Source organism: Mediterranea massiliensis, assembly GCF_900128475.1.
Lineage (GTDB): Bacteria > Bacteroidota > Bacteroidia > Bacteroidales > Bacteroidaceae > Bacteroides > Bacteroides massiliensis_E.
The window spans coordinates 36,534-49,324 of the sequence record NZ_LT635838.1 but is presented as its reverse complement, the minus strand read 5'-3'; the positions used below and the strand labels follow the sequence as shown (position 1 = coordinate 49,324).

9 protein-coding genes and 3 tRNA genes are annotated in these 12,791 nt (G+C 53.0%); 9 read left to right on the top strand and 3 right to left on the bottom strand.

What is annotated here, in order from left to right; genetic code table 11:
• Positions 1-142: 142 nt before the first annotated feature.
• Positions 143-1,759 (top strand): ABC-F family ATP-binding cassette domain-containing protein, encoded by a 1,617-nt coding sequence (locus BQ7483_RS10215; RefSeq protein WP_072545828.1) that lies wholly within the window; start codon positions 143-145, stop codon positions 1,757-1,759.
• A gap of 81 nt (positions 1,760-1,840) precedes the next feature.
• On the opposite strand, the gene BQ7483_RS10210 is transcribed toward BQ7483_RS10215, so the two are convergent.
• Positions 1,841-2,896, bottom strand: a complete 1,056-nt coding sequence (locus tag BQ7483_RS10210) for a leucine-rich repeat domain-containing protein (RefSeq protein ID WP_072545827.1) — start codon at positions 2,894-2,896, stop codon at positions 1,841-1,843.
• A gap of 127 nt (positions 2,897-3,023) precedes the next feature.
• Here BQ7483_RS10210 and BQ7483_RS10205 point away from each other — a divergent pair, with 127 nt between their 5' ends.
• The gene (locus tag BQ7483_RS10205; RefSeq protein ID WP_072545826.1) at positions 3,024-3,893 is read left to right on the top strand and encodes a CPBP family intramembrane glutamic endopeptidase; all 870 of its coding nucleotides are present in this window, start codon (positions 3,024-3,026) and stop codon (positions 3,891-3,893) included.
• Here the strand turns inward: BQ7483_RS10205 and BQ7483_RS10200 are convergent.
• On the bottom strand, positions 3,890-6,034 hold the full coding sequence (locus BQ7483_RS10200; RefSeq protein WP_072545825.1) for a Tex family protein: 2,145 nt from the start codon (positions 6,032-6,034) through the stop codon (positions 3,890-3,892). The two genes, BQ7483_RS10205 and BQ7483_RS10200, sit on opposite strands and share 4 nt — an antisense overlap.
• Positions 6,035-6,497: 463 nt before the next feature.
• Between BQ7483_RS10200 and BQ7483_RS10195 the strand changes: the two genes are divergently transcribed.
• Both BQ7483_RS10195 and BQ7483_RS10190 read left to right on the top strand, forming a co-directional pair.
• On the top strand, positions 6,498-8,243 hold the full coding sequence (locus BQ7483_RS10195) for a bifunctional metallophosphatase/5'-nucleotidase (protein WP_072545824.1): 1,746 nt from the start codon (positions 6,498-6,500) through the stop codon (positions 8,241-8,243).
• Positions 8,233-9,108, top strand: a complete 876-nt coding sequence (locus BQ7483_RS10190) for a helix-turn-helix domain-containing protein (protein WP_022020650.1) — start codon at positions 8,233-8,235, stop codon at positions 9,106-9,108. Before BQ7483_RS10195 ends, BQ7483_RS10190 begins: the two co-directional genes overlap by 11 nt.
• Before the next feature lie 183 nt (positions 9,109-9,291).
• Here the strand turns inward: BQ7483_RS10190 and BQ7483_RS10185 are convergent, their stop codons facing one another.
• A complete protein-coding gene (locus BQ7483_RS10185) occupies positions 9,292-9,876 on the bottom strand; it encodes a Crp/Fnr family transcriptional regulator (protein ID WP_022020651.1) in 585 nt (194 codons plus the stop codon).
• Between the two features lie 206 nt (positions 9,877-10,082).
• On the opposite strand from BQ7483_RS10185, the gene BQ7483_RS10180 reads away from it, so the two are divergent.
• From BQ7483_RS10180 to BQ7483_RS10160, 5 genes are all read left to right on the top strand, one after another.
• Positions 10,083-10,169, top strand: a tRNA-Ser gene (locus BQ7483_RS10180).
• An 11-nt stretch (positions 10,170-10,180) separates the two neighbouring features.
• Positions 10,181-10,253 (top strand) — tRNA-Lys (locus tag BQ7483_RS10175).
• 12 nt (positions 10,254-10,265) lie between these two features.
• Positions 10,266-10,337 (top strand) — tRNA-Glu (locus BQ7483_RS10170).
• Positions 10,338-10,415: 78 nt separating this feature from the next.
• Positions 10,416-11,072: a DedA family protein gene (locus BQ7483_RS10165; protein ID WP_022020652.1), complete on the top strand. Its 657-nt coding sequence runs from the start codon at positions 10,416-10,418 to the stop codon at positions 11,070-11,072.
• A gap of 20 nt (positions 11,073-11,092) precedes the next feature.
• Positions 11,093-12,757 carry a putative transporter gene (locus BQ7483_RS10160; RefSeq protein ID WP_072545823.1) on the top strand — a complete coding sequence of 555 codons (1,665 nt, stop codon included), beginning with the start codon at positions 11,093-11,095 and terminating at the stop codon, positions 12,755-12,757.
• The last annotated feature ends 34 nt before the right edge of the window (positions 12,758-12,791 follow it).

The following is a 12,791-nucleotide window of genomic DNA, read 5'->3' as shown; positions in this document are numbered from 1 at the left end:
GGAATGTCTGCTTCCTGTCGGCAGGAAGTTTGTAACGTATTTCCATGATGTTTACTGCCTGCGGTATCGTATATATCGCGATAAAGTCGTATCTTTGCACGCTCAATTTTAAGGTATTAGTAATATAAGGGAAAAATAATTCATGATTACAGTTTCTAATGTTTCGGTGCAGTTTGGTAAAAGGGTGTTGTTCAACGACGTAAACCTGAAGTTTACCAGCGGCAATTGTTATGGTGTTATCGGTGCCAACGGCGCGGGCAAGTCCACTTTCCTCAAGACGATTTCGGGTGAGCTGGAGCCCACGACGGGGTCTATTACTCTGGGGCCGGGCGAGCGTTTGTCTGTGCTCAGTCAGGACCACTTCAAGTGGGATGCCTACACGGTGATGGATACGGTGATGATGGGTCACACGGTGTTGTGGGACATCATGAAGCAGCGTGAGGCACTTTATGCCAAGGAAGACTTTACGGACGAGGACGGCATGAAGGTGTCTGAACTGGAAGAAAAGTTTGCCGAACTGGACGGATGGAATGCCGAAAGCGATGCGGCATCCTTGCTGAGCGGACTGGGCATCAAGGAGGACAAGCATTATGTGCTGATGAGCGAGCTGAACAACAAGGAGAAGGTGCGTGTCATGCTGGCACAGGCATTGTATGGTAATCCGGACAACTTGTTGCTGGACGAGCCGACCAACGACCTGGACATGGAAACGGTGACATGGCTGGAAGATTATCTGTCTAATTTCGAACATACCGTGTTGGTTGTCAGCCACGACCGCCACTTCCTGGATTCGGTATGTACGCACACGATTGATATCGATTATGGCAAAATCAATCTGTTTGCCGGTAACTACAGCTTCTGGTACGAGTCGAGCCAGCTGGCCCTGCGCCAGCAGCAGAACCAGAAGGCCAAGGCCGAGGAAAAGCGTAAGGAGCTGGAGGAGTTCATCCGCCGTTTCAGTGCCAATGTGGCCAAGAGCAAGCAGACGACGAGCCGCAAGAAGATGCTCGAAAAGCTGAATGTGGAGGAAATCAAACCGTCTTCACGTAAATATCCGGGCATCATCTTTACGCCGGAGCGCGAGCCGGGCAACCAGATACTGGAGGTGTCGGGACTGACCAAGTCGCTGGACGACGGTACGATACTCTTCCGCGACGTGAATTTCAACGTAGAGAAGGGAGACAAGATTGTGTTCCTGTCGCACGACCCGCGTGCCATGACGGCGCTGTTCGAAATCATCAACGGAAATATGAAGCCCGATGCCGGTCATTACAACTGGGGTGTGACCATCACGACGGCCTATCTGCCGCTGGACAATACGGCCTATTTCAACACGGACCTGAATCTGGTAGAATGGCTCAGCCAGTTTGGCGAAGGCAACGAAGTCTACATGAAGAGTTTCCTGGGCCGTATGCTGTTCTCGGGCGACGAGGTGCTGAAGAAAGCCAGTGTGCTGTCGGGAGGCGAGAAGATGCGTTGCATGATTGCCCGTATGCAGCTGCGCAATGCCAACTGCCTGATTTTGGATACTCCTACCAACCACTTGGACTTGGAATCCATCCAGGCTTTCAACAATAATCTGAAGATTTATAAAGGCAACGTTCTGTTTGCGTCACACGATCATGAGTTCATCCAGACGGTGGCCAACCGCATCATAGAGCTGACGCCGAACGGCATCATTGACAAGATGATGGAGTACGACGAATACATTGCTTCGGATCACATCAAGGAGTTGAGGGCCCGGATGTATCAATTATAAAAATAGAAGAAGAGAGCAGAAAACAGAAAGGGGGCGTATCATCCGTGATGCGCCCCCTCTTTTTATTGGAATCAAATGATTTTATTGGGCGGATTGGTAGACAATCTTGCTGGCATTGCTGTCACCAAACAGGTTGTCGCCTAACGTCGTAATTTGGGTACCGGTTGCCAGTACCCGGCGCAGGTTGTCACACCCGATGAACGCCCCATATTCGATGGCTGTCACCGAGGCGGGCAATACCAGTGTGCCACACAGGCGTGTGCAACCGCTGAAGGCGCGTTGCCCGATGGTGGTCAGTCCTTTGGGGAGGGTAATGTTCAGCATGTATTTTTTCTGTGTGAAGGTGTATTCGGGGATGGTTGTCGCGTTACAGTTCTCCATGTTGACCGAAACCAGGTTGGGCATGTAGTCGCGAATGAGTTTGAAGTCCGTTTCGTCCATTTTGCCTTCGATGGTCAGGAAGTTCACGTCACGGGGCTGCACGCCGGCATTCAGCAGTTCGCTGGCCAGGCTGCCCATTTTGGCTATCTGTACGGTAACGGCGGTTGGGGTACCTTCGACAAAGGAGAAGTTTTCCCATCTGTCCTTGTGGCGGTAGGAATCGCTGCTACCCAGCGGGACGAAGATGGCCGTAATGCTGTCTGCCAAAGCTCCCGGCAGCAGGTTGGGGGCTGTTTTCTTACGAATCTGACAAATCTTCAAATTGGTACAGCCCTTGAAGGCGGCATCTTCAATGTTCTTGGTCTTTTCGGACAGAATGACATGCTCCAGACTTGTTTTCCCCTGGTAGCTTCCGTCTTCCTTCTGTTTGCAGAAGGCATAAGCTGGAATGCAGTTGCCCGGATAGATGTAGAACTTGTCGGGATACGTACCGTTCTTGCCGGTATACATGCTGATGCTGGCGTTCGAGATGTCCAGTACCCGGAGGCTGGTAAACTCGTCGCGCAGGTGACGGAAGTCTACGGCGTTGAGTTTTCCCTGCAAGGTGAGGTGGGTTATCTGGTTGGCTTCATTTTCGGTCAGCAGTTCTACCAGTGTGCCGGCCTTGGGCACGTAGAGGGTTGTTTTCTTTTGGGCATAGGTTCCCAGTGTAAGGCAGAAGCCGGCTGCCATCAGCAGTATGTGTCTTATTTTCATATTTCTTCTCTTTTTTATTGGTTCGGTTTCCAAAGATACGGAAGATTTGGCGAGAATGGATATTTTTTTTCTTTTATTTGTATTTTTGCAGCCGTGTTCAGTGATTTTAGATAATATATAATAAGGTATGGAGATAGGAAACAAAACTTTCTGGAAGAAGACCGGCCGATTGGTGGCGGATATTCTGCTGTTTTATGTGATAGGGACATTTATCCTGATGTTTCTGGGTATGTTTCTCTTCTTGGGATATAAGTTGGCGGCAGCAGAGATGCCGGAGGACGGCTTGCTCTCCCATGCGTGTGAGAGTCTGTTTATGCTGGTGGGCTATCTGAGTGCGGCGGTCTTGATATTGCGCTGGCGTAACCTGCCCCTGTCGTCGCTGGGCTTGTCGCTGAAGGGGCGGGGGAAGGACCTGTTGGCGGGCCTTGGTGTGGCGGTGCTGCTGTATGCCGTCGGGTTTGGCGTGTCGCTCCTGACGGGGGCTGTCGAGGTGACAGGCATCCAATGGATACCCTGTGATTTGCTGGGATGGTTGCTGCTCTTCCTGCTGGTAGCCGTTTCGGAAGAGGTGATGCTTCGTGGTTTCGTGCTGGGAAGGATGCTTTCGGAAGGTATGAACCGTTTCGTGGCTCTTTTCTTGTCGTCGGCCCTCTTTTCGGCCATGCATCTGTTCAATCCCAATTTCGCTCTTCTGCCGTTTGTCAACATTCTGCTGGCAGGCTGTCTGCTGGGTGCTTCTTTTCTGTATACACGTAATTTGTGCTTCCCCATTGTGCTGCACTGGTTCTGGAACTGGCTGCAGGGGTCTGTGCTGGGCTATGAGGTCAGCGGGACAGACAGTGGCCAATCGTTGCTTACCCTCCGTCTGACGGGCAGCGACCTGCTGACGGGCGGCAGCTTCGGCTTCGAAGGTTCGCTGCTCTGCACGGTGCTGCTTGTTGTGGGGACGCTGGCCATTGTCGGCTATTACGAACGGCGCGGCAGGAAGGAGGCTTAGAGTCCTTCCTGCGATACGCCGCGCAGGGTCAGCTGGATGCGCTTGCGTTCCGTGTCGATGCCCAGCACACGTACCCGGACGTGCTGGTGGATGGACACCACTTCGTTGGGGTCGGTCACGTAGCGGTCGGCCAGTTGAGAGAGGTGTATCAGGCCGTTCTCCTTGATGCCGATGTCCACGAAGGCGCCGAAGTTGGTGATGTTGCCCACGATGCCGGGCAGCTCCATGCCTTCGTGCAGGTCGTCCAGCGTGCGGACGTTCGGGTCGAACTCGAACACCTTGATGGGGCCTCGCGGGTCGCGTCCGGGCTTGTCCAGTTCCTGAAGGATGTCCTTGAGGGTAGGCATGCCGACGGTGTCCGTCAGGTAACGCTCGGGCCGGATGCGCAGGCGCAGCTGCTTGTCGGCTATCAGTTCATGGACGGTGCAGCCCAGGTCCTTGGCCATTTGCTCCACGATGCCGTAGCTTTCGGGGTGGACGGCCGTGTTGTCCAACGGGTTCTTGGCATCGGGGATGCGCAGGAAGCCGGCGCACTGTTCGAAGGCCTTGGCGCCCATGCGGGGCACCTTCAGCAGGTCGCGGCGCGAGGCGAAGGGGCCGTGTTCGGCACGGTAGCTGACGATGTTCTGCGCCAGTTGCGGTCCGAGGCCCGATATGTAGGTCAGCAGATGGCTGCTGGCCGTGTTCAGGTTGACACCCACCAGGTTCACACAACTTTCCACCGTCTGGTCGAGCGATTTCTTCAGCTTTGTCTGGTCCACGTCGTGCTGGTATTGTCCTACGCCGATGGACTTCGGGTCTATCTTTACCAGCTCGGCCAGCGGGTCCATGAGTCGGCGGGCAATGGAGACTGCACCGCGGACGGTGACGTCATAGTCGGGAAACTCTTCGCGGGCCAGCTTGGAGGCCGAGTAGATGGAAGCACCCTGCTCGCTGACGACGAATATCTGCATGTCGCGGTCGAAGCGCAGGTGCTTCAGGAAGTCTTCCGTCTCGCGGCTGGCGGTACCGTTGCCGATGGCCATGGCCTCGATGCGGTAGGCCTCCACCATCTTCTGTATCTTCTGTGCCGCTTCCTTGGGTTTGCTGACGGGCGGGTGGGGGTAGATGTTCTCGTTGTGGAGCAGGTTGCCCTGCGCGTCGAGGCACACCACCTTGCAGCCCGTGCGGAAGCCGGGGTCGATGCCCATGACACGCTTCTGTCCCAGCGGGGAGGCCAGGAGCAGCTGGCGCAGGTTGGCGGCAAAGACGCGGATGGCCTCGTCGTCGGCCCGCTCCTTGCTGCTGGCGGCAAACTCGGTTTCGATGGAGGGTTTCAGCAGGCGTTTGTAGGCATCCTGCACAGCGTCGGCCACGTAGCGGCTGCAGGAATTGTTGCCCCGCACGTACTGGCGTTCGAGGCGCTCCAGGCAGGTGTCGTCCTCATCGGGGGCGATGCTCACCTTGAGCACGCCTTCGGCCTCGGCACGGCGCATGGCCAGCAGGCGGTGGGAGCTGCAACGCTTCAGCGGGTCGGATACGTTGAAGTAGTCGCGGTAGTTGGCCGCTTCGGCTTCCTTGCCCTTCACCACGCGGGCGGTGATGACGGCACGGCGGTCGAAGGTTGTGCGGACGGTCTGCCGCGAGCGTTCGTCCTCGCTCACCTGTTCGGCAATGATGTCGCAGGCGCCCTTCAGGGCTTCTTCCACGCTCTTCACGTCGCCCTTGACGTAACTCTGTGCCCGTCGGTCGGGAGCAGGGTCCTTCTGGAGCAGCAGCAGGGTGGCCAGCGGCTCGAGTCCCTTCTGGCGGGCGGCTTCGGCGCGGGTCTTTCGCTTGGGGCGGTAGGGCAGGTAAAGGTCTTCCAGCTCGGTGTTGTCCCAGGTGTCCGCAATGCGGTGCTTCAGCGCGTCGGTCAGCTTGCCCTGTGCCTCGATGGTGGTCAGGATGGTTTCCTTGCGCCGTTCGGTTTCCTTCAGCTTCTCGTAGCGGTCGCGGATGTTTTCTATCTGCACCTCGTCCAGTCCGCCGGTAGCCTCCTTGCGGTAGCGGCTGATGAAGGGAATGGTGGCCCCGTCGTCCAGCAGGACAAGGGTCTGGCGCACCTGCTTGTCTGTCAGGGCGAGCGGTGCGGCTATCAGGTGGGGAAACAGGTCGTTCATATCAGGGATTTTCTTTTAGGAATAAAATCGGGTCAAAGATAGTACTTTTGTTTCAGATAGGATACGGCTCGGCATAACCAAATCAAAAAACTTTGTTTTTCGTTTTGTCCCTGCCCTTGTCTTTTAATATCTTTCGCTATCTTTTCATAAGATTAGGATGCGGCTCGGAAGAATCAAATTGAAATTTTCATTTTCATTTTCATTTGCTTCTCCTCTCGCCTTTCACTATCTTTGCCGCGTTGAGTGGAGGAGGTGGCAGGGCTTAGTGTGCCTCAGTCCCTACCTTGGATAGCTTTCCCCGTCACCTCAGGCCGGAATCAAGTAACAGGATTGTATGAATCAAGTAACGAGATTATACGAATCAAGTAACATGATTCCTGCCTGAGGTGACGGGGAAGGCAGGCAAAGGTGACTGGTTGGCCCGGTTTCCTCCGGACATTATTTATCCCAAAACGTTGTAACTATGAGAAAAAAGAACATCTTGTTCCTGATGTGCCTGCTGCTGGCCTTCCCGATGTGGGCGCAGGAGCAGCGGGAGGTGAAACTGAAGCTGGTGCAGACGAGCGACGTGCACGGCAATTATTATCCTTACGACTTCATTGTGGGCCGCGACGCGGCGGGCAGCCTCTCGCGCGTCTGTTCGTACGTACGGCAGGAACGCCGGGCGTATGGCGACCGGCTGGTGCTGCTGGACAACGGCGACATCCTGCAGGGACAGCCCACGGCCTATTACTATAATTATATGGACACGATGTCCGTGCACCTGTGTGCCGACATGATGAACTTCATGGGTTACGACGCAGGCAACATGGGCAACCACGACGTGGAGACGGGCCGCACGGTGTTCGACCGTTGGGCGTCGGACTGCCGTTTCCCCATCCTCGGTGCCAACATCGTGGATGCGGCCACGGGGCAGCCCCACTTCAAGCCTTACGTCGTGCTGCAGCGCGGCGGAGTGAAGGTGGCTGTGCTGGGCCTGATAACGCCCGCCATTCCCGCCTGGCTGTCGGAGAACCTGTGGCGCGGCCTGCGCTTCGACGACATGGAGGAGACGGCCCGCCGCTGGATGCAGGTCATCCGCGAGCGGGAGCAGCCCGACGTGGTGGTGGGCATCTTCCACTCGGGACGTAATGCCTACGTGATGAACGGCAAGTATAACGAGAACGCTTCGGCCGACGTGGCCCGCCGTGTGCCCGGTTTCGACGTGGTGATGATGGGCCACGACCATGCCTTGGCCTGCGAAAAGGTGGTGAACGTAGAGGGTGACTCCGTGCTCATCATCAACCCGGCCAACAACGCTTCTGTGGTGGCAGCCGTGGACGTGACATTGGCGTTGAGCGATGGCCGCGTGACCGGCAAGCACGTTTCCGGCGAGCTGGTACGGATGGACGGTTACGAACCCGATGCCGAGTTCACGACCCATTTCGCACCCCAGCGCAAGACGGTGGAGCAGTTCGTGTCCAAGCGGATAGGCCGCTTCACCGAAGGCATCTCCACCCGTCCGGCCTACTTCGGCCCCTCGGCTTTCGTGGACTTCATCCACCAGCTCCAGCTGGCCATCAGCGGGGCCGACATCTCGCTGGCCGCACCCTTGTCCTTTGATGCACAGATACCGGCGGGCGACATTTTCGTGAGCGACATGTTCAACCTCTATAAGTACGAAAACATGCTCTACGTCATGAGCCTTTCCGGCAAGGAAATCCGCGGCGCCCTCGAGATGTCGTATGCCTTGTGGACCAACCGCATGACTTCGGCCGACGATCCGCTTCTCCTCTTGCGCGACCGTCCCCGCGAGGGGGCTGCCGACCGTGCCGCCTTCCAGAATCCCAGCTACAACTTCGATTCGGCGGCAGGCATCATCTATACGGTGGACGTGACGAAACCCGAAGGGCAGAAGGTACACATCGTGAGTATGGCCGACGGTACTCCCTTTGATGAGGCAAAGATGTACAAGGTGGCTGTCAATTCCTATCGCGGCAACGGCGGCGGAGAACTGCTGACCCGCGGAGCCGGCATCCCGCAGGACGAACTGGAGAAACGCATCCTCTCGTCTACGGACAAGGACCTGCGCTACTACCTGATGCAGTACATCGAGCAGCAGCAGACCCTTACGCCCCGTTCGTTGAACCAATGGCGTTTCATTCCCGAAGACTGGGCGGGGCCGGCCTCCAGTCGCGACTACAAACGGTTGTTCGGAGATGGAAAGTAAGATTCCACATGTAGACTTGACGCAGATACAGCACTTGCCGATGATAGACTTCATCGGCAATGACTTTGCTATATTTGACAGCATCAGGGATATCCCCTTTTCCGGTTACCCGAGCCGTTTGGGTGTCCTCTGTCTGTATGTCTGTCTGAAAGGGCGTGGCTCGATGTGCCTCAATCTGCAGGAATACAAAGTGGAGGCAGGCATGCTGGGAGTCATTCTGCCGGAACAGATTATCCAGTTGGGCTCCTACACCGAAGACTTTGAGGGGCTTTTTATTGTCATATCCAAAGACTTTGTGGAAGGTATCCTGCCCACTATTCAGAAGCTGTTTCCAGTCTCTCTTCTGGTCAAGGACCATCCCTGCATACGGATTACTCCGGAAGAAAAGCAGACGTTCTGCCAATACCATTCATTCCTGCGGAGCAAGGTACGCCAGCAACGACATCCTTTTCGGCGGGAGGTGGCCCAAGGTTTGTTGATTTCTCTTTTTTACGAGATATACGGCATCTATCTGCAGCGGAATATTCAGGTGAAGGATTCCGAGAGTCTTCAGGAAGAACAGTTCCGCCAGTTCATGCATTTGGTGTCCGAATACTGCAAGCAGGAGCGGAGCGTGACATTTTATGCAGGGAAGATGTGTCTTTCGTCCAAACATTTGTCGGCTGTAGTCAAGAAGGTCAGTGGGCGTACGGCCGGCGAGTGGATAGACAGCCTGGTGGTATTGGAAGCCAAGGTCCTGCTCAAATCGTCGGACGCCAGCATCCAGGAGATTGCAGAAGAGCTGCATTTTGCCAACCAGTCTTTTTTCGGCAAGTATTTCAAACAACATGCAGGGATGTCTCCCAAGGCATACCGGAACCAATAAAAAGAGAAGCAGGCCCTTTGCGAAGGCCTGCTTCTTCTCTTGTACCCTTTTAAAACTAATCTCTCTTATAAAAACTAATCTCTCTATTGTTTGATGGTGCAAAGTTATAACCTTTTCTTCTTTTATCCGTTGATTTGCGTCAAAAAGCGACAAAAGTAAGGGTACATCTTTCTTTTTGCCTGTTTACAAAACTCCGGAACGTACACGGCTCAGTGTTTCGGGCGTCATGAGCAGATAGGATGCAATGTGGGAGAGAGGAGCCCGCTTGATAACTTCAGGCTGTGCCTGCATCAGGTTGTTGTAGCGTTCACGGGCCGTCTCGAACCGCCAGGAGTCTGCTTTCACCTGCGACGTGATGAGGGAGAATTCCAGAATCTTCCGGTAGAACATGTTGACCTCCCACGACGTCTCGGCCAGCAGCATTAGTTTATTATAATTGAGCTGATAGACCGTACCGTCTTCCAGCGCTTCTATCATCAGTCGGGTAGGTTCCTGTTTCAGCAGGCTCTCGATGCACATCACGATGCATCCTTCGTAGGAAAAATGTTCGGTGACGTCTTTCCCGTTCTTATAATAGAACTGGCGTACCATTCCTTTGCCCACCAGAAGAATGTCGTGGCTGATTTGGCCTTCGTCGAGAATAATCTCTCCTTTGGTGATGTCCTGTCGGACCAGAATGCCTTCTATCTGCCTTCTTCCTTCAGAATTCATGCCCGGGTATCGGGAATTTACAGCCAGATTGACTGTCTCTTTCAATAATGTATCCATCTTTTTCTCTGATTTTGATCATCGGACTGCAAAGATAACAAAAAAAGCCAATTTCTTGTTTATTTGGTGGACGCTTTATTGGTTTGAATGTTAGAAGATTAAGTTTTGAGGTGAAAAAACTACGAAAAAAATATGCTGGAAAGGTTTGCACAGTCCAAAACTTTCCCTACCTTTGCAGCGCATTTCGAAAGAATGCTGGTCACTAAGGAAGTTTGGGTGAGTGGCTGAAACCAGCAGTTTGCTAAACTGCCGTACGGGTTACCGTACCGGGGGTTCGAATCCCCCAGCTTCCGCAGCGTGATATGCACTCTTAGCTCAGTTGGTAGAGCAACTGACTCTTAATCAGTGGGTCCAGGGTTCGAATCCCTGAGGGTGTACAAATTTTTTAGGGTGGATTCGTCTAGCGGCTAGGACACATGCCTCTCACGCATGGAACACGAGTTCGATTCTCGTATCCACTACTTTTGAATAACAGGCGGCTGCAATAATATCTGCGGTCGCCTGTTTTGGTTGAATTCATTGTAAAATGTGACATTGTTATGGATTTCATCATCGATTTCATCCTTCACATTGACCAGCACATGATTAATATCGTGCAAGCTTATCATTTGTGGACGTATGCCATTCTTTTTCTCATTATCTTTTGCGAGACCGGTCTTGTGGTTACCCCTTTCCTGCCGGGAGACTCCTTGCTATTCGTGGCGGGGGCTATCGCCGCACAGCCCGACATACCTCTGGAGGTCAACGTGTTAGTACTCATCGTATTTGCTGCGGCCGTCCTGGGGGATTCAAGCAATTATGCCATCGGGCATTTTTTCGGAAAAAAACTGTTCAGTAATCCTAAATCCAAGATATTTAAGCAGAGTCATCTGGATAAAACGCATGAATTTTACAAGAAGTATGGCGGAAAAACGATTATTATAGCCCGCTTTGTCCCGATTGTACGTACTTTTGCGCCGTTTGTGGCAGGTATGGGCAAAATGCACTACTATTATTTCATGCTTTACAACGTGTCGGGCGGTTTGCTATGGGTAGCCTTGTTTTGCTATGCGGGCTACTTTTTCGGAGACCTTCCTTTCGTACAACAAAACCTGAAGTTGCTGGTAGTGGCTATTATAGTCGTGTCTGTTTTGCCGGCCGTGCTGGAAGTGCTGCGGGTGCGGTTCAAAAACGCAAGGAATAAACATCAAGCTTGAACTCCAAATAAGAACTGACCGTGGACTGGCTGTATAATTTGTTTATAGAACCATCGGCTTTGCAGGCGGTGGTGATACTATCACTCATCTGTGCCATTGGACTCGGATTGGGTAAAATACGTATAGGAGGCATATCGCTGGGTGTCACCTTTGTTTTCTTTGCCGGCATATTGGCTGGACACTTGGGGTTGAAGATAGACCCTCAGATGCTGAACTATGCCGAGAGTTTTGGCTTGGTGATATTTGTATATGCTTTGGGACTGCAGGTGGGGCCTGGTTTTTTCAGTTCTTTTCGTGATGAAGGTGTCCGTCTTAATATGCTGGGTATCGGAGTTGTTCTGATTGGTACTTTTATGGCAGTGGCAGGTTGCTGGTTGACAGGCATTTCCTTGCCCGATATGGCAGGCATTCTTTGTGGTGCCACGACCAACACACCGGCTTTGGGAGCCGCTCAACAGACGCTGAAGCAGATGGGTATGGACGCCAGCACGCCGGCTTTGGGTTGTGCTGTCACTTATCCCTTGGGAGTAATAGGCGTCATATTGGCAATCCTTGTCATCCGCAAGCTGATGGTAAAGGACAAAGATTTGGAAATATCGGAAAAGGATAATGATAACAAGACGTATATTGGTGCTTTCCAAGTGCATAATCCGGGCATCTTTGGCAAAAGTGTGAAAGAGATTGCGGATCTGAGCCATTCCAAGTTTGTGATTTCCCGTTTGTGGCGTGATGGAAAGGTAATTATTCCAACATCGGATAAGGTCGTGATGGAAGGTGACCGCTTGCTGGTCATTACTTCAGAGAAAGAGGCGGCTGCGATGACGGTGCTTTTCGGTGAACAGGAACATACGGATTGGAATAAGGAGGATATTGACTGGGATGCCATTGACAGCAAATTGATATCCCAGCGTATTGTGGTGACCCGTCCCGAATTGAACGGTAAGAAATTAGGTTCCCTCCACCTGCGCAATCATTATGGTATCAACATTACGCGTGTTTATCGAAGCGGCGTACAACTTTTGGCTACAGCTGGTCTGACGTTGCAGTTGGGTGACCGCTTGACAATTGTTGGTGAAGCGGCGGCTGTACATAATGTGGAAAAGGTGTTGGGTAATGCTATCAAGAGTCTGAAGGAGCCCAACCTTGTGGCAGTGTTCATTGGCATTATATTGGGGCTTATTCTGGGAGCTATTCCCATTTCCATTCCCGGTATCAGCGCGCCTGTGAAATTGGGATTGGCCGGTGGTCCCATTATTGTCGGTATCTTGATAGGTACGTTTGGCCCGCGCTTGCACATGGTGACTTATACCACTCGCAGTGCTAATCTGATGCTTCGTGCTTTGGGGTTGTCTTTGTATCTGGCCTGCCTGGGGTTGGATGCAGGAGCTCATTTCTTTGAGACTGTATTCCGTCCTGAAGGTCTGCTTTGGATTGGTGTGGGTTTTGTACTGACATTGTTGCCTGTATTCATCATGGGGGTGGTGGCTTTTAAATGGATGAAAGTGGATTTCGGTTCTGTGACAGGTATGTTGTGTGGTAGTATGGCCAACCCGATGGCATTGAATTATGCCAATGATACCATCCCGGGGGATAATCCGTCCGTATCTTATGCTACGGTTTATCCGCTTTGCATGTTCCTGCGGGTCATCATAGCCCAAGTGCTGCTGATGTTCCTATTGGGATGATAGGGGTATATATTGAGACAGAATAGAGAAAAGA